We start from the raw sequence: 15,945 nt of genomic DNA on the forward strand, positions 1-15,945 counted from the left end.
GGAATGCGCGATCTCATCGGTGCCGCGAAGAGCGTGCTCTTCGACTTCGACGGACCCGTCTGCCATCTCTTCCGGGACCGTCCCACGCCCGCCATCGCCGCACGGCTGCGTGAGGCCGTGCTGACCGACGAGTTCGCCGGGGACACCGGGAGCCGGCTCCCGGAGACCGACGACCCGCTGGAGATACTGCGCGCCTCCTTCGAGCAGCCCGAGCTCGTGGACCGCGGGCTCGCCCGCGACATCGAGCGGGCGCTGACGAAGGAGGAGGTGCAGGCGGCGCCGGGGGCCTTCCCCACGGCGTACGCCGACACCCTCGTGCGCACGCTCTCCGCGACGGGGCGCCATTTGGCGATCACCACCAACAACTCCCAGCAGGCGGTGGAGCGTTACCTCCAGACGCGGAAGACGGGCGAGCTGTTCGCGGACCGCATCCACGGGCGCAGCGCCGAGGGGCCGCCGCGGCTGAAGCCCGATCCGCACTGCCTGCTGCAGGCTCTGGAGTCGACGGGTACGTCCCCGCAGGACGCGCTGATGATCGGGGACGCCGTCCGCGATCTGGAGGCGGCGCGCGCGGCGGGGGTAGCCTTCCTCGGGTACGCACCCGGCGAACGCAAGGCGGAGCAGCTGCGGGCAGCCGGCGCCGAGCACATCGTCGACTCGCTGCGCGAGGTGGTGCTGGCGGTCGATCCGGGCGCACACGTCTGAACCGCCCCCGGGCGAGGGGGCGTTGACGATGTGACGCCCCCTCGCGGGGTGCGGGGTGCGCGGTGCGGGCAGGGCGGCACACGCCCCATCCGCCTCGCGGAGGCCGCACACACCGCGCACCCCCGTAGCACGCGGGCCCGCCCGTCAGCCGTGCTCGATACGCACTCTCGGCAGCGCCTTCCTCAGCCACCCGGGCAGCCACCAGGCCGCCCTGCCCAGCAGCCGCATGACCGCGGGCACGACCAGGCAGCGGATGACGACCGCGTCGAGCATGATCGCCACCGCCAGTCCCAGGCCGAACTGCTGCAGCATGCGGTCCGGGCTGAGCATGAAGGCGGCGAAGACCACGATCATGATGGCGCCCGCGGCCGTGATCACCTTGCCGGTGTGGGCCAGTCCCTCGCGCACCGCCAGGGACGGGTCCCGGGTGCGCTCCCATTCCTCGTGGATGCGGGAGAGCAGGAAGACCTCGTAGTCCATCGAGAGTCCGAAGACGATCGCGAAGATCATCACGGGGATGAACGCCTCCACGGGCCCCGGCTGCACCCCGAACCAGCCGTGCTGGAAGACGAGGGTGACCACGCCGAGCGACGCCCCGATGCTCAGCAGGTTCAGCAGCGCCGCCTTCAGCGGGATCAGCACGGAGCGGAAGACCACGGTGAGCAGCAGGGCCGAGAGCCCGACGACGACGCCGACGAAGAGCGGCATGCGGTCGGCGACCGTGGCGGCGAAGTCCTCGGAGGCCGCGGTCGCGCCGCCGACGAGGAACCGGGCCCCGGTGCGCTGCTCCAACGGCGGCAGCACGTCCGCACGCAGCTTCGCCACGAGACGGGACGTCGCCTCGTCCTGGGGTGCGGAGCCGGGGTGGGCGAAGACGGTGGCGGCCGAGGGGTCGGAGGTGGGGACGGGGGGCGAGGTCCCGGCGATCCCCGGGACTCCCGAAAGCTCGCGGCGCAGCTCGCCCGCGGCCTCGGCCACGCTCTCCCCGCCCCGGCTCTCGGCCACGACGATCAGCGGGCCGTTGAAGCCCGGCCCGAAGCCGTCCGCGAGCAGGTCGTACGCCGCGCGGCTGGACTTGGTGCGCGGGTCGTTCCCCGCGTCGGCGAAGCCCAGCCGCAGGCCGGCCGCCGGGGCCGCGAGCGCGCCGAGCGCGATCACCGACACCAGCAGCGCGGCCCACGGCCTGCGCTGGACGGCCGCGCCCCAGCGTCGCCACCCCGCTCCCTCGGGACGGCTCCCGCCGGGGCCGCCGTCGCTGCCGGCGCCGCCCTGCCCGCCGTCGCGCCGCTTCGCGGCCCGGCGCGCCACGTTGCGTTCGATGCGGCCGCCGGCGACGGCGAGGAGCGCGGGCAGCAGCGTCAGCGAGGCGAGCATGGTGACCAGCACGGTCAGCGCGACGGCCAGCGCCACTCCCTGGAGCGATCCGAGGCCGAGGACGACCAGCCCGAGCAGCGCGATGATCACGGTGCAGCCGGCGAAGAAGACGGTGCGGCCCGCGGCGTCCATGGCGCGGCGGGCGGCGCTCTCCCGGTCCTGGCCTTGCAGCAGTTCGCCCCGGTACCGGGTGAAGATCAGCAGCGCGTAGTCGATCCCCACGCCCAGGCCGACGAGCATCATCACGTAGGGCGTGAAGTCGGCGACGGTGAAGACGTGGGAGGCGAGCACGATCAGCCCGAGGGCCGTCCCCACCGCGAAGACGGCCGTCACCACGGGGACGCCGGCAGCGATCAGCGACCCGAAGAGGAAGACGAGGACGACCAGCGCGCCCAGGATGCCCGCGCCTTCGGCCCCGCCTCCCCCGGACTCCTCCGCGGCACGGGCTGCTTCCCCGCCCAACTCCACGCGCAGGCCGTCCCCTTGGATGCCGCGGGCGGTGGTGAGGACGCGTTCCGCGCGCTCCGGGGGGACCTGCTCGGCCCTGCCGTCGAGGGTGACGGCTGCGTAGGCGGTCGTCCCGTCCCGGGAGACCGCGGAGCCGTCCTTGTACGGGCTGCGCACCTGGGCGACGCCGGGCAGTCCGCCGACCTCCTCCAGCATGGGTTCGACGCGCTTCCGCACGGCCGTGGCGCGCACCCCGCCCTCGCCCTCGTCGTGCAGCACGATCTGGACGCTGTCCCCGGCCTGCACGGAACCGTGCTCCCGCATCACGTCCAGGGCCCGCTGCGAGTCGGTGCCGGGGAGGGAGAAGTCGTTGCGGTAGGCGTCACCGGCACCGGAGGCGAGCACGTGGGTGCCCGCCAGCAGTACCACCCACAGCAGCAGCGCCCACCAGCGGTGCCTCGCGGAGAGCGCGGCGACGCGTTCGAAGACGCTTCCCCTCGGCGGGCCGGTGTCCGTCGCGTTCCCCGGGGCCCTTCCCCGTCCCGTCCGGGCCCCGGGGTCCTGCTGGGCTTCGATGCCTGAGCGGCCCATCACGAGTCACCTTCCTTGCGGTTCTGCCGGAGTACGAGAGTCGAGTCGTCGGAGGGCGTCGGGCCGGCGGCGGACGAAGGGGGCGCGGGCCGCCAGGGGCGGCGGGTGAAGCTCCGCCACATCCACAGCTGGGCGGCGAGCAGCAGCGGCAGCACGGCCAGGAGCGCCGGTACGAGCAGGCCCAGCACCGGTTCCGTCACGGCCGACTCCGCCAGCGGCAGCCGGGCCCCGGCGGCCGTCGGGAGCACCGCCATCGCCAGGCCGGTGACGGCCAGAGCACGGCGGGGCCGCCGCCCCCGTACGGTCAGCCGGCGTGCCCGCTCGCGGGGGCCGCCCGTCAGGCGGAGCGCACCGAACGCGAGGCCGTGCGCGGCGAAGAGGGCGGCGACGGCGAGCGCCGTCAGGGCCGCGGGGAACCCGCCCGCGACGTGGCCGGGCGTGCCCGCGAACAGTCCGGCGAGCAGCAGGCCCCATGACAGGGCCACGGCCCAACTGCCGCATGTGACAAGCCAGTCGGCCAGCGTCCGTCCCCCGCGACGGCCGCCGCGGGGCTGCCCGTTCACGTGCCACCACAGGCCGGTGTCGCGGAGCATCCAGCCCGCCAGGAGCGGGATCAGCACCACGGCCTGGCCCTGGAACAGCTCTCCTTCCAGGACCGTGAAGCAGCCCGTGAAGACACCGGCCGCGGCGACGAGCCACACCTCGCTGCCGAGGAAGAACGGCACGACGGCCGCGACGGCCAGGCGCCTCTCGTGCGGCTCGCGGGCCAGGTACGGCAGCACCATGCCCAGCCCGAGATCGGCGCCCGCCAGCACGGACCAGCCGGCGGTGAAGAACCCGAGCAGCCCGGCGGCGAGCGTCTCCAGCACGGTCTGCGGCATCACAGGCTCCACACCGGGAGCTGCCCGCCGGTCCCGGTGCCGCTCGCGGCTCCCCCTCCGTGAAGGTCTCCAGGGCCGTGCGCGTGGCCGTGGCCGCCTCCGGGCCCGCCGTCCGGCTCACGTTCGTCGCGGCCCAGCAGCGGGTCGCCGGGGCCCCGTGCCGCCGTCCTCAGCAGCAGCCACCAGTTGACGACGAGGAGCAGGGCGAAGAGCGTCCCGAACACGGCCAGCGAGGTCCGCATCTGCCCGGCGGAGAGCTGCGAGACGGCGTCCTCCGTCTTCAACAGCCCCTGGATCACCCAGGGTTGGCGTCCCGCTTCGCGGAAGACCCAGCCGGCCGTCATCGCGACGTACGGCAGCGGCACCAGCGCCATCAGCACCACGTGCCACGCGCGGAACCGGTGGACCGCCTTGCTGAAGGCGGCCAGTACCGCTCCGGGCAGGCAGACGTGGAGCAGCAGGGCGAAGGCGAGGAGCATCACGACGGCTCCGCCGCGCGTCAGCGCCGTGGACGGCACGTAGTCGCCCGCTCCGAACTGAGCCGCCAACTCCTCCTGCAAGCGCGCGAATTCACCCTCCTGCCCCTGGAAGACGGCGAGTTTCACGGGCTGGACGCCTGCCAGGGAGGACAGCTGGACGCCGCCCATCGCCGCCGTGAGGAAGAGCGCCGGCACCGCGAGGAAGACGCCGACGCGCAGCGACTTGCGGAACAGCTCGTGCGCCGGGCTGCGTTTGAAGAGGTGGTACGCGCTCACACCCGCCATGAAGACGGCGGCGGTGAGCAGCGCCCCGCCGAAGATGTGGAAGAAGGCGAGCAGCGTGCTGGGGTTGGTGAGCACCGCCCATGTGCTGTCCAGCTCGATCCCGCCGCCGCGCCCGCCGCCCTCGGGTGAACTCCGGTAGCCCACGGGGTTGTTGAGGAACCCGTTGGTGACCAGGATCCAGTACGCCGACACGTAGGCGGTGAAGGTGACCACCCACAGCAGCCCCAGGTGGACCCACTTGCCGAACCGGTTCCAGCCGAAGATCCACAAGCCGAGGAAGGTCGACTCGACGAAGAAGGCCACCACCGTCTCCATCGCGAGGGAGGCGCCGAACAGCCCTCCCGCGTAGTGCCCCAGCCCGCTCCAGGCCATGCCGAACTGGAACTCCATCACGATGCCGGTGACGATCCCCACGGCGTAGTTGACGACGTAGAGCTGCCCCCAGAAGCGCACCATCCGGCCGTGCACCTCGGCTCCGGAGAACACCGCCCACGTCTGGACACAGGTGAGGACCGGAGCCAGGCCGAGGGTGAGGGAGACGAAGAGGAAGTGGCCGGCTGCCGTCAGGGCGAACTGCCATCGCGCGAGGTCGAGAGTCTGGGGGTCCACGTCCGCCAGCGTGCGCGTACGGCTGCCGTCGGGGCGTCACCCCTCAGCTGTGATGCGCGGCCCCGGCCGTACCCCCTCGGTTGCGGCCGCCCCCTACGAGCCCCTGACGGCGAACCCCGAGGCCGACCCGGGCCGGGCCTTCGGGGCGCGGGACGCGGGTCGGAGCGGCGGGCGGCGGTGTGCGCTACGCCAGCCAGCCCGGGGTGACCATGCCCGTCTCGTAGGCGAGGACGACCAGCTGCGCCCTGTCCCGCACAGCGAGCTTGGTCATCAGCCTGCTCACGTGGGTCTTCGCCGTCGCAGGGCTGAGGACGAGCCGCTGCGCGATCTCGTCGTTGGACAGTCCGGCCCCCACCAGCGTCATGACCTCGCGCTCGCGCTCCGTCAGCGCGTTCAGCCGGGGACTGGGACCGGGCCGCTGCGCGCGTCCCGCGAACTCCGAGATCAGCCGCCGTGTGACGGCGGGAGCGATGAGCGCGTCGCCACGGGCCACGACCCGCACGGCGTGCAGCAGTTCGGCCGGTTCGGTGTCCTTCACGAGGAACCCGGAGGCGCCGGCGCGCAGCGCTCCGTAGACATAGTCGTCGACGTCGAACGTGGTCAGGATGACGACCCTGACCCCGTCGAGACGGCTGTCTCCGGCGATGTCCCGGGTCGCCTCCAGCCCGTCGCGCTCCGGCATGCGGATGTCCATCAGCACGACGTCCGGCTTCGACTCCCTCGCCAGCCGCACCGCCTCACGGCCGTCCGACGCCTCGCCCACGACCTCGATGTCGTCCTCGTCCACGAGGATCGACTTGAAGCCCGCGCGGACGAGCGTCTGGTCGTCGGCCAGCAGCACCCGGATCACCGCGTCCCCTCCCCGCGCAGCGGCAGCCGCGCCTCCACCACGTAACCCGTGCCCTCACCCGGGACCTCGCCGGTGCCTTCGCCCGCAGGCCCGCCACCGTCCGTACGGCCGCCCGCCCCGGCCCGGGCCGCGTTGCCCGCCGTCAGCAGACCGCCGAGCGCCCGCGCCCGCTCCTCCATACCGCTGATTCCGCTGCCCCTGGCTCCGCGCGGGGCGCCCCGCCCGTCGTCCTCGACCCGCACCCGCAGCACCGCCGCTCCTCCTCCGCCCTCGCCGGCGCCCTCGTCGGCGCCACCCCCGTGAGCGGCACCCCCGTGAGCGGCACCCTCGCCGGCACCGTCATCAGCCTCGTCCCGCACCTGCACCTGCACCAGCGCCGTCCGCGCGTGCGCGTGCCGTACGACGTTCGTCAGGGACTCCTGCACGATGCGGTACGCGGCGAGGTCCACCTGCGGAGGCAGCTCGGCCCGCACGTCCACCTCGACGCGCACGTCGACGCCCGCGCGCCGGGCGCGCTCCCCGAGCGCCTCGATCCCGACGATGCCGACGATGCCGACGGCCGCGGGCGTGGTCGGCGCCGGCTCGTCCACGTGCCGCAACACCCCCAGTGTGGCGCGCAGTTCACGCAACGCCTCCCGGCTCTCGTCCCGCACCGACTCCATGGCCCGCAGCAGCTCCCCCGTACGGGAGGAGTCCTTCGCGTGCCGGTGCAGTGCCGCCCCGGCCTGCACGTTGATCAGGGAGATGCTGTGGCCCAGCACGTCGTGCAGCTCGCGGGCGATGCGCAGCCGCTCCTCCGCCGCGGACCGCAGGGCCCGCACGTCCTTCTCCCGCTCCGCGGCCAGCGCCCGCTGCTCGGCCTCCCGCAGATACGCCTGGCGGGTGCGCTGCGCGTACCCGGCGGCGACCAGGCCGACGAACCACCCGGCGAGCAGGAACAGCGCCGCGTCGTCGACGTGCCGCTCGCCCTCCGACAGGACGAGCTCCCCGTACGCCACGGCCGCCAGCGTCACCAGGGCGATCGTCGCCGCCGCGGCCAGACGCCCGTCCGCGGCGACCGTGTACAGGGCCACGGCGAAGGCCAGCATGAGCAGCGGCACGTCCCTGCCGCTGACCGGGAAGTAGACGCCGCTGCACAGCAGCACGAACACGGCGACGGCGACCGGCATGCGGTGCCGCCAGTACAGCGCGCCGCAGCCCGCCGCCGTCAGGAGCCACCCGGACGCCTCTCGCAGCGGCGAGGAGGCCCCGCCGCCCTGTTTCACGAACAGGACCCACAGCACCGTCAGAACCGCCGCGGCCAGGACCGCCACGACGGTGAGGGTGCGGGGCTTGTAGGCGGGCATGCGACGAAGCGTACGTAAGGTGGGCAGGCGAAGCACCGTGCCGTCCCTCCCCGGGCTCCGGCCCGGGGAGTGCCCGACGGAGGTGCGACGGGCCCGCCCCGGCGCAGCAGGACGAGGAGAACGCGATGACCGACGCCCCCACACCCGAGAGCAACGAACCCGCGCACGACCCCGAGGTCCTCGAACTCGCCCAGAAGATCTTCCAGCTGGCCCGGCAGGGCGACACCGACACGATCGCCGCATACGTCGACGCCGGCGTCCCGGCCGACCTCACCAACGACAAGGGCGACTCCCTCGTCATGCTGGCGGCCTACCACGGCCACGCCCAGGCCGTGCGGGTCCTCCTCGACCGCGGTGCGGATCCCGGCAAGCCCAACGACAAGGGCCAGACGCCCATCGCGGGCGCCGTCTTCAAGGGCGAGGACGACGTGGTGCGCATGCTCCTCGACCACGGCGCCGACCCCCGGGCGGGAGAGCCCTCGGCGGTGGAGACGGCCCGGATGTTCGAGAAGACGGAGCTGCTGCGCCTCTTCGGCGAGAGCGCCTGACCGGCCCCGCCGTCGGGGCCGGTCACGCCGCCCCGCCGTCGGGCCGCCCGGAGGGGAGGGACGCGCCGCGCCCCTCCCCGGACGGGGTCACGCCGCCCGCACGTCCGCCACGACGCAGCTGACGTTGTCGGGTCCGCCCGACTGCCGTGCCATGCGGACCAGTTCGCGCACGGTCTCCTCCGGCGCGGCCCCTCCCGCGACCGTCTCGCGGACCCTCTCCGAGGGCACGACGGAGGTCAGCCCGTCGGAGCACTGCAGGTAGCGGTCGCCCGGCCGGGCGTCCTGCAGCCGCACGTCGGGCCGGGTCTTCCCGGCCGCGCCGAGTGCCCGTATCAGCAGCGCGCGCTGCGGATGGGAGGCCGCCTCCTCGGCGGTGATGCGTCCTTCGTCGACCATCTGCTGCACGAGCGTGTGGTCGTGGGTGATCTGGAAGAACCCGCCGTCGCGCAGCAGATACGCGCGGGAGTCGCCGATGTGGACGAGGGCGAGCCGGGAGCCCGCCCACAGCATCGCGGTGAGCGTCGTACCGGCCTCGTCGCCGGGTCCGTCGCCGGGTCCGTCACCGGGTCCGCCGTCCTGTCCCTCGCCCGGTCGGTCCGGCGCCTCGCCCGGTCCGGCGCGGGTCCCGGCGCCGTTCTCCGTGGCCGGTTCCCCGGCTCCCCCCGTCCCCGCCTCCGGCGCCGTCGCGGCGCTCACCGCGCGCCCGGCCTGGGTGACGCGCTCCTCCAGCACGTTGAGCAGGTCCGCGGCGGAGAGCGTGTCCGTGAGCGCGCCGTCCGTCTCGAGCCTCCGCAGCGTCTCGACCGCCGCCGCGCTGGCGGGGGCGCCGCCGCGGCCGAAGCCGTCGGCGACGGCGAGCAGCCGCGAACCGGCGTACGCGGCGTCCCGGTTGGTCTTCCGTACGAGGCCCGTGTCGGACAGTGCGGCGTAGCTGATGGCCAGTGGCCGGTCGTGGTTCGGCATGTGCGCTTCCCTCCGTGACAGGTGGTCGACGAGGAAGGCGGCCATGCCGCGCCGTGCGGCGACGTCGCTCTCGACCTCCGCCCAGAACGCCTCCACCTCGCGCGCGGCGGCCGGCCCGTCCATGGCCGTCACGTCGCGGATGCGGGCGAGAGGCATGCCGAGCCGCCTCAGCCACGCCACGAGCCGGGCCTGTTCGAGCTGCCCGGGGGCGTAGAGGCGGTAGCCGGTCACCGGATCGACGCGGGCGGGCGGGAGCAGTCCGAGCTCGCCGTAGAGGCGCAGCGCCTTCGGCGAGAGCCGGGACGCCTTCGCGAACGCCCCGATCGTCAGCAGCCCCATGTCCGCTCCTCCTCACGCCGGGCTGCCCGCCCGGCCCCGCCGATGCTGCGGCCTGCCCCAAGGGCAAGGTCAAGGACGGACCGGAGCAGGCCGCCGACTGGGACGTACGCAGGTCCGTTGCCGTTTCCCCGGGCCGTGCCGCTCCCGGGAACCGCCACGGACGGGGACGTACGCCCGGGCTCACCCTCGGGGACGTACTTCCGGGCCCGTGCCGTTCCCGGGAACCCGTGCCGTCAGGACGGAGACGTCCACATGCTCCGTGAAGCTCTCCGAGGCCCCCAGCGCCTCGCCGGCGCGGGCGGTGAAGCCGGCGCGGGCGCCGGGGGCCGGCAGCAGGTCCTCGGGGAGGGCGGAGAAGACGCCGCCCACGACCTCGTCCAGCGAAAGCTCCACGTCGTAGGAGACGTGCCTGGTGGTGACGTCCTCGAACCCGGCCGCCTCCAGGGCCCGCGCGTACCGCAGCCGGTCCCGCTCCGCCGTGCCGCACGTGTCCCGCAGCTGCGTGTCGAAGTGCTCCTCGAGGAAGTTCCGCAGGGCCCGCGACCAGGCGCTGTCCTGGAGCCACGCGGGCGCGCCGTTGGCCACGACGGCGACCCCTCCGCCGGGACGGAGCAGCGGCAGCAGCTCGCCGAAGAGCGTGGCGTGCCGCATCCAGTGGAGCGCCTGCCCGATCACCGCCGCCGCGAGGGCCCGTCCGCCCAGCAGCCTCCCGAGGGCGGACACGTCGGTGTCCGCGCCGAGGACCCACGTGACGTTGCCGGCGTCCTGCCCTGCGGCTGCCTCACGCGCATGCAGGAGCATGTCGGGTTCGGGGTCCATGCCGATCACCGAACCGACCCGCCCGGCGAGGGGGAGCGTGAGCTGCCCGGTGCCGCAGCCCAGATCGAGCACGGTGTCCGAGGGGCCCAACTCGAAGGAACGGGTGAGGACTTCGAGGACCTCCAGCGGGTAGCCCCGCCGGAACCTGGCGTAGTAGCGGGCGACGTCGCCGCTGAATCCGAGTGCCATGCCCGTCATGCTGCCCCGGCGCGGACGTGCGGCGGCCGGATGTCGCCGAGAGCAGAGCCGCGGTTCGCGCGGCGGACGGGGCCGTGCCGCTCCGGCGGCTCCCCGGGGCAGCGGATCAGCGCGTGACCACGGAGATGTTGAAGGCGTGGGTGCCGAGCGCTCCGGCGATGCCGAGGAAGAGCAGCGCGTAGTGCTCCTGGCCCCTCGCTGTGGCGATGCCGCCGAGGTCCAGCTGCGCCTCGTCGGGCCAGCCCAGGTCGTTGAGCAGGCGGCCGGCGGTGGTCTTGGCCCCCGCGTCGTCGCCGGAGAGGAAGACGCTGCCGGGGCTGCGCAGCCCACCCGGGTCCGCCATGACCGAGGCCGTCATGGTGGCCAGCGTCTTGACGACGTACGTCGCCGGGAACGCCTCCTGGATCTCCTCGCCGAGGGAGGCGGCGGGATGGGTGAGCGCCATGTCCGCGGTGAAGCCGATCCCGACGTCGATCAGCACCTTCCCCTCCAGGGTGGGCGCCCCGACCCGGCGCAGCAGGTCCAGCGAGGCGTCACCGGGCGTGGCGTTGACGAGCACCTCTCCGTGCCGGGCCGCCTCCGCGAGCCCGGTGACGGTACGGCCCGGCTTCGCCCGCTCCTCAGGGTGGCGCGACCCGAGCACGACGTCGTGCCCCGCGGCGGCCCAGCGCCCCGCCAGTGCCTCGGCGACGTTTCCCGTTCCGAAGAATCCGATACGCATGACGGCACGTTAGGCGCGGGTCCCGCGTGCGGGGATCGGTCCCGGGACGGCACGCGCCTCGGTCCGGCGGACCGGGACGCAGGTCTCGTACCCGACGTCCGCAGAGCCCGGACCGATCGGCCGCGGGTCCCGGCCCGGCGGGCCGCCCGACGCCCTTGCGCCCTGGCGCCGCCCTGCCTCTGACGTGCGGCCTGTCCGCTTCTGACGGGCCGTCCGCGTCCGCGGGGCCAGGGGCGGGGCCGCCGTACGGCATGTGCCGTCCCCCCGCCCGTCCTGCTGGCAACCCCTGGCCGGAACCGGGGGTTTGCCTCATGGCAGCGCCGTGACCGGTGCCATAACCTCATCGGGCACAGACCACCGAAGACGCCCCGTTCCGGGTGTCTTCCGACTGAACGGGGAGAAATCATGCGCAGGCAGCTCCGCCTTCTGGGGGCGTTCGTCGCGGCCGGAGCCTGCGCGTCCGCGCTGTCCGCGTGCGGGCTCGTACCCGATGAGACCTTCGAGGACGACGTCACCCTTTCGGAGAAGGTCACGTCCGTGCGCCTGGACATCCGCACGGGCGGGGTGAAGCTCCGGAGCAAGCAGACCGTCACCGACGTCGCCGTGCACCGCCGGATCGAGTTCAGCGGCGACAAGCCGGCGGCCACCCACCGCGTGGAGGACGGCGTGCTGGTGCTCCGCGGGTGCGGCGAGGACTGCGAGGTGAGTTACACCGTCGACCTGCCGCCCAGGGTTCCCGTCAGCGGCCGCACCACCACCGGCGGCGTCAGTCTCTCCGGCGTGGGCAAGGTGGACGTGCGCACGGACACCGGCGCCGTCGACCTGGACGACGTGGACGGCACCGTCGACGTGCACACCACCAACGGCCGTATCAACGGCCGCGGCCTCAAGGGCGACCGCCTGCGGGCCGAGACCTCCAACGGCGCGATCGACGTCAAGCTGGCCACACCGCAGGACGTGCGGGCCAGGACGTCCAACGGCGCGATCTCCGTCACCGCGCCGGACGGCCGCTACAAGGTCTCGGCGGAGACGAAGAACGGCAGGAAGAACATCGGTGTGCGCGACGACCCGTCCGGCGACCACCGCCTCGACCTCTCGACGAGCAACGGTGGCATCACCGTCAAGAAGCCCTGACGGTCCGACGTCTGACGTCCTGACCGTCTGACGTCCTGCCGGGGGCGGTGGCCGGGGAGCGGCCGGGCGGCCGGACGCACGGCGGTCCAGGGCCGCCGGCGCCGCCACCGCCGCGGCATCAGGCGGACGGCCCCTTCGCGGGGCGCGCGGTTCAGCTCCGCGCGCCGTCCTCCGCCGCCTCGTCGAGGTGCCCGTCCAGCACCTCCGCCGCCCGGTCGGCGTCGGCCTCCGTGTTGTAGAGGTGGAACGCGAGACGCAGCCTGCCCGCCCGCACGCTGCCGACGACGCCGGCCCTCTTCAGCAGCCCGTGCGTGCTGTCGTCCACCGCCACGCTGACGATCGCCGAGTCCCCCGCAGGCAGCCCCACCGACGTGCGGAACCGGTTCGCCAGCCCGAGGTTGTGCTCGTGGAGTGCCTGTGTACCGATCCCCTCGATCAGTTCGAGCGCGGGCTCCTGGCCGACCCAGGCGTGCCACACGGGTGAGAGGTCGAAGCGGCGGGCGTCGGAGGCGAGCCGCAGCGGGCCGCCGTAGAGGCTGTCCCAGCGCTCGCCGCCCGCGTACCAGCACGCGCCGTGCGGGATGATCCCGTCCGCGAGAGCGGGCTGGACGGTGGAGTAGGCGGTGCCGCGCGCTCCCAGCAGCCACTTGTATCCGCCGCACGTGGTGTACGCGAAGCGGGAGGCGTCGACGGGCAGCCAGCCGACCGCCTGCGTCACGTCCAGCAGGACGCGCGTCCCCGTCGCCTCGCACGCGGAGGTGAGGGCGTCGAGGTCGGCCACGCGTCCGTCAGCGGACTGCACCGCCGCCACGGCCACGAGCGCGGTACGGGACGTCACCTCCTCGGCGAGCCGCTCCAGCGGGACCTCACGCACCTCGACACCGCGCCGCGCCTGCGCGTGGAACGGAAAGACCACGCTGGTGAACTCGCCCTCCGCGGTGAGCACTTGGCTCCCGTCGGGCAGATTCGCGGCGATGAGCCCGGTGAACGCGCTGACCTGGCTGCCGACCGTCACCCAGGAGGGGTCGACGCCGACCAGTCGCGCGTACGAGGCCCGTGACGCCGCGAGCGGCGCATCGTAGGCGGGCGGTGCGGCCCTGCCGGTGCGCCAATCCTCCAGCGCGGCGTTCAGCGCTTCGAGCGAGCGGCGGGGCGGCAGGCCCAGCGAGGCGGTGTCGAGGTAGACGACCTCGGGGTCGAACTCGGCCTGCGCGAGGGCGAGCGGGGAGAGGCCGCCGGGGTGCTCCGCCTCACCGGCGGTGGCTGTGTCGTTCTGCATGGCATCAGCCTGCGGCCACATCGCCGCGGGCGGAAGTCCGGCTCCCGGCCGAGCGTCCCGATGGCCGCCCAGGCCGGTCCCCGCCACCCGCGGAGGAGGCACCCGCAGGGCCGCGCCCCGGTCAGGGCGCCGGTGCGGATACGTTGGCACGAGGGCGCCCCGCGCCGGCGCCCGCCAGGGGGCCCGGAGACCGGAAGGACACGGCCATGGCCAGCACGCAGTCCCGCGTACGCGACATCGACGTAGCCGTCTACGGAGCCACCGGCTTCGTGGGCGGCCTGGTGGCCCGCCACCTGGCCCGGGCGGCACCCGAGGGAGCCCGGATCGCGCTCGCCGGGCGCAGCGAGGACAAGCTCCGCGCCGTGCGGGACGAACTCGGCCCGCGTGCACGCGAGTGGCCCCTGGTCGTCGCCGACGCCGGGGACCGTGCGGCGCTGGAGGAGCTGGCCGGTTCGGCGCACGCGGTCGCCACCACCGTCGGCCCGTACACGCGGTACGGACGCGAACTCGTCGGCGCCTGCGCGCGAGCGGGCACCGACTACGCCGACCTGTGCGGAGAGGCGCTCTTCATCCGGGAGAGCATCGACACCCACCACGCGACGGCCGCGTCCACCGGCGCCCGCATCGTGCACGCCTGCGGCTTCGACTCCGTACCCTCCGACCTCAACGTGCATCTGCTCCACGAGGCGGTCCGCGCGGACGGCGCCGGCGAACTGACGGACACCACCGCCGTCCTGACCGCGCTGAGCGGCGGCGTCAGCGGCGGCACCATCGACTCGGTACGGCAGCAGATCGACACGATGCGGCACGACCGCGAGGCCCGCCGCCTCGCCGCGGACCCCTACACCCTCAGCCCCGACCGGGCGCGCGAACCCGAACTCGGCCGTCAGGAAGACCTGCTGACGGGCCGTGCGTCCAAGGCGGGCGTCCCGCTGCGCGGCGTTCTCGCCCCCTTCCCGATGGCGCCCTTCAACACGCGGATCGTCCGGCGCAGCGCCGCCCTGCGCGACCACGCCTACGGGGCGCGCTTCCGCTACCGCGAAGCCATGCGGCTGGGGCCGCCCGTGCTCACGCCGCTGGTGGCGGCCGGGACGGCGGGGCTCGTCGGCGCCCTCTTCGCCGGCCTGGCGCTGCGCCCCACCCGGCCGCTGCTGGACCGTGCCCTGCCCTCTCCGGGCGAGGGTCCGGGCCCGCGTACGCGCGAGAAGGGCCACTTCACGCTGGACACGTTCGCCGGGACCACGAGCGGGGCCCGCTACACGGCCCGGTTCAAGGCCCACGGAGACCCCGGCTACAAGGCGACCGCCGTCATGCTGGGCGAAGCGGCCCTCGCCCTCGTCCTGGACCGTGCCGCTCTGCCGGACGGCGGCGGCGGAGTGCTCACACCGGCCACCGGTCTCGGGGACGCCCTCGTCGGCCGGCTGCGCTCGGCGGGCATGTTCATCGCGACCCGCGCCTACTGAGCGGGACGGCCGGGGAGGGGGCGCGGGGCTCGGGAGGCGGCGCGGGCGCAGGGTTCGACACGCCCGCGCCGGACGCGGGCGCGCCCCCACGAGCTCAGCCCAGGATGAACGGCACCCTCGCCGCGAGACCGCCCAGCGCCGCCTCCTCCGCGGCGTCCGGTGCGCGGCGGCCGGTGCCGATCAGCAGCGCGTCCCCGTCGGAGAGGGAAGCGGGGAACGGGGACCCGGCGATCCTCTCCAGCGACGTGCGGGCCACCGCGAGAGTCGCCGAGGGCGGTCCGGCGGCCGAGGGCAGGTGCGCGACCAGGTCGAGATGGTGCAGCGTCGCTTCGAGCACGTACGCCGCCAGGTAGTCGCCGGCGGTCAGCACCTCGCCGCGCGTACCGACGCGTCCGGTCCGGGCGGCGAGCCGGGCGGCGCGGCCCGCGGCGGAACCGACGTCGTCGAGGTGGAACTTCAGCAGTCCTGGTTCGCCGTAGGCGGCGGCCAGCCGCGGGATGAGCGCGTCGAGGGGGTCCTCACCGGTCGGGGGTCCGACGAGCCGCCAGTAGGTGACGTCGTCCGCTGTCGGTTCGGCGTCCGCGGGCGTGGCCAGGGTGATGAGGACGTCCTGGGCGTCGATGACGAGGTGGCAGACCAGGTCCCGGACGAGCCAGCCCCTGCATCCCGACGGCCGCTGGAAGTCCTCGTCCGGAACCTCGGCGACCGCGCTGAGCAGCGCCGTCCAGGCGCTCGAGAAGTGATCCACCGCGGCACGGTAATCGCGCGCCGCAGCGGCGGACAACCGGATTCCGGCGGCCGCGCCCGTACGGGCCCCGCGCACGCGCCCCGGGGACAGGGCCGACGCGGCGCGACCAGGCGGCAGGGCCCGGGGACGCCAGACGGTCGATCTCCGTATGCGGCGACGACGCACC

General features: G+C 74.3%; 14 protein-coding genes. 4 read left to right on the forward strand and 10 right to left on the reverse strand.

Translation table 11 applies throughout. The features are described 5' to 3' along the window. Positions 1–3 precede the first annotated feature (3 nt). Complete coding sequence (locus H181DRAFT_RS22665) at positions 4–705, forward strand: HAD family hydrolase (protein ID WP_045862004.1); 702 nt, start codon at positions 4–6, stop codon at positions 703–705. Between the two features lie 144 nt (positions 706–849). On the opposite strand, the gene H181DRAFT_RS22670 is transcribed toward H181DRAFT_RS22665, so the two are convergent. The 5 genes from H181DRAFT_RS22670 to H181DRAFT_RS22690 all read right to left on the reverse strand — a co-directional run bounded on the left by H181DRAFT_RS22670 (position 850) and on the right by H181DRAFT_RS22690 (position 7,567). Further along, positions 850–3,117: an MMPL family transporter gene (locus H181DRAFT_RS22670; protein WP_052708369.1), complete on the reverse strand. Its 2,268-nt coding sequence runs from the start codon at positions 3,115–3,117 to the stop codon at positions 850–852. Continuing rightward, positions 3,117–3,998 carry a cytochrome d ubiquinol oxidase subunit II gene (locus H181DRAFT_RS22675; protein ID WP_074468002.1) on the reverse strand — a complete coding sequence of 294 codons (882 nt, stop codon included), beginning with the start codon at positions 3,996–3,998 and terminating at the stop codon, positions 3,117–3,119. Before H181DRAFT_RS22675 ends, H181DRAFT_RS22670 begins: the two co-directional genes overlap by 1 nt. Further along, positions 3,998–5,371 (reverse strand): cytochrome ubiquinol oxidase subunit I, encoded by a 1,374-nt coding sequence (locus H181DRAFT_RS22680; RefSeq protein ID WP_074468003.1) that lies wholly within the window; start codon positions 5,369–5,371, stop codon positions 3,998–4,000. The genes H181DRAFT_RS22675 and H181DRAFT_RS22680 overlap by 1 nt, the downstream gene beginning before the upstream one ends. Positions 5,372–5,555: 184 nt before the next feature. Then, a complete protein-coding gene (locus H181DRAFT_RS22685) occupies positions 5,556–6,221 on the reverse strand; it encodes a response regulator (protein WP_045862005.1) in 666 nt (221 codons plus the stop codon). Continuing rightward, positions 6,218–7,567 carry a sensor histidine kinase gene (locus H181DRAFT_RS22690; protein ID WP_052708370.1) on the reverse strand — a complete coding sequence of 450 codons (1,350 nt, stop codon included), beginning with the start codon at positions 7,565–7,567 and terminating at the stop codon, positions 6,218–6,220. The genes H181DRAFT_RS22685 and H181DRAFT_RS22690 overlap by 4 nt, the downstream gene beginning before the upstream one ends. A 125-nt stretch (positions 7,568–7,692) precedes the next feature. Between H181DRAFT_RS22690 and H181DRAFT_RS22695 the strand changes: the two genes are divergently transcribed. Further along, entirely contained in the window at positions 7,693–8,115 is a 423-nt protein-coding gene (locus H181DRAFT_RS22695; RefSeq protein WP_045862006.1) for an ankyrin repeat domain-containing protein, read from the forward strand. A gap of 87 nt (positions 8,116–8,202) precedes the next feature. Here the strand turns inward: H181DRAFT_RS22695 and H181DRAFT_RS22700 are convergent, their stop codons facing one another. From H181DRAFT_RS22700 to H181DRAFT_RS22710, 3 genes are all read right to left on the reverse strand, one after another. Next, on the reverse strand, positions 8,203–9,417 hold the full coding sequence (locus H181DRAFT_RS22700) for a MerR family transcriptional regulator (RefSeq protein ID WP_045862007.1): 1,215 nt from the start codon (positions 9,415–9,417) through the stop codon (positions 8,203–8,205). Between the two features lie 180 nt (positions 9,418–9,597). Continuing rightward, entirely contained in the window at positions 9,598–10,425 is an 828-nt protein-coding gene (locus tag H181DRAFT_RS22705) for a class I SAM-dependent methyltransferase (RefSeq protein ID WP_045862008.1), read from the reverse strand. 115 nt (positions 10,426–10,540) lie between these two features. Further along, a complete protein-coding gene (locus tag H181DRAFT_RS22710; RefSeq protein ID WP_045862009.1) occupies positions 10,541–11,155 on the reverse strand; it encodes an NADPH-dependent F420 reductase in 615 nt (204 codons plus the stop codon). A gap of 405 nt (positions 11,156–11,560) precedes the next feature. Here H181DRAFT_RS22710 and H181DRAFT_RS22715 point away from each other — a divergent pair, with 405 nt between their 5' ends. Beyond that, a complete protein-coding gene (locus H181DRAFT_RS22715; RefSeq protein WP_045862010.1) occupies positions 11,561–12,289 on the forward strand; it encodes a DUF4097 family beta strand repeat-containing protein in 729 nt (242 codons plus the stop codon). A gap of 151 nt (positions 12,290–12,440) precedes the next feature. Here H181DRAFT_RS22715 and H181DRAFT_RS22720 read toward each other — a convergent pair whose 3' ends face one another. Next, positions 12,441–13,568: an aminotransferase class V-fold PLP-dependent enzyme gene (locus tag H181DRAFT_RS22720; RefSeq protein WP_045862063.1), complete on the reverse strand. Its 1,128-nt coding sequence runs from the start codon at positions 13,566–13,568 to the stop codon at positions 12,441–12,443. A 206-nt stretch (positions 13,569–13,774) separates the two neighbouring features. On the opposite strand from H181DRAFT_RS22720, the gene H181DRAFT_RS22725 reads away from it, so the two are divergent. After that, positions 13,775–15,031, forward strand: coding sequence for a saccharopine dehydrogenase family protein (locus tag H181DRAFT_RS22725; RefSeq protein ID WP_045862011.1), 1,257 nt, complete (start codon positions 13,775–13,777; stop codon positions 15,029–15,031). Between the two features lie 94 nt (positions 15,032–15,125). Here the strand turns inward: H181DRAFT_RS22725 and H181DRAFT_RS22730 are convergent, their stop codons facing one another. Next, positions 15,126–15,779: a maleylpyruvate isomerase N-terminal domain-containing protein gene (locus tag H181DRAFT_RS22730; RefSeq protein ID WP_045862064.1), complete on the reverse strand. Its 654-nt coding sequence runs from the start codon at positions 15,777–15,779 to the stop codon at positions 15,126–15,128. Positions 15,780–15,945: the final 166 nt, after the last annotated feature.

Source organism: Streptomyces sp. WMMB 714 (genome assembly GCF_900090125.1).
GTDB classification, from domain to species: Bacteria; Actinomycetota; Actinomycetes; order Streptomycetales; family Streptomycetaceae; genus Streptomyces; species Streptomyces daqingensis.

Bases quoted from the DNA above. Each gene is read 5' to 3' on its own strand.
- H181DRAFT_RS22665 (WP_045862004.1), top strand. From the start codon at position 4: ATGCGCGATCTCATCGGTGCCGCGAAGAGCGTGCTCTTCGACTTCGAC.
- H181DRAFT_RS22670 (WP_052708369.1), bottom strand. From the start codon at position 3,117: ATGGGCCGCTCAGGCATCGAAGCCCAGCAGGACCCCGGGGCCCGGACG.
- H181DRAFT_RS22675 (WP_074468002.1), bottom strand. From the start codon at position 3,998: ATGCCGCAGACCGTGCTGGAGACGCTCGCCGCCGGGCTGCTCGGGTTC.
- H181DRAFT_RS22690 (WP_052708370.1), bottom strand. From the start codon at position 7,567: ATGCCCGCCTACAAGCCCCGCACCCTCACCGTCGTGGCGGTCCTGGCC.
- H181DRAFT_RS22695 (WP_045862006.1), top strand. From the start codon at position 7,693: ATGACCGACGCCCCCACACCCGAGAGCAACGAACCCGCGCACGACCCC.
- H181DRAFT_RS22700 (WP_045862007.1), bottom strand. From the start codon at position 9,417: ATGGGGCTGCTGACGATCGGGGCGTTCGCGAAGGCGTCCCGGCTCTCG.
- H181DRAFT_RS22705 (WP_045862008.1), bottom strand. From the start codon at position 10,425: ATGGCACTCGGATTCAGCGGCGACGTCGCCCGCTACTACGCCAGGTTC.
- H181DRAFT_RS22710 (WP_045862009.1), bottom strand. From the start codon at position 11,155: ATGCGTATCGGATTCTTCGGAACGGGAAACGTCGCCGAGGCACTGGCG.
- H181DRAFT_RS22715 (WP_045862010.1), top strand. From the start codon at position 11,561: ATGCGCAGGCAGCTCCGCCTTCTGGGGGCGTTCGTCGCGGCCGGAGCC.
- H181DRAFT_RS22720 (WP_045862063.1), bottom strand. From the start codon at position 13,568: ATGCAGAACGACACAGCCACCGCCGGTGAGGCGGAGCACCCCGGCGGC.
- H181DRAFT_RS22725 (WP_045862011.1), top strand. From the start codon at position 13,775: ATGGCCAGCACGCAGTCCCGCGTACGCGACATCGACGTAGCCGTCTAC.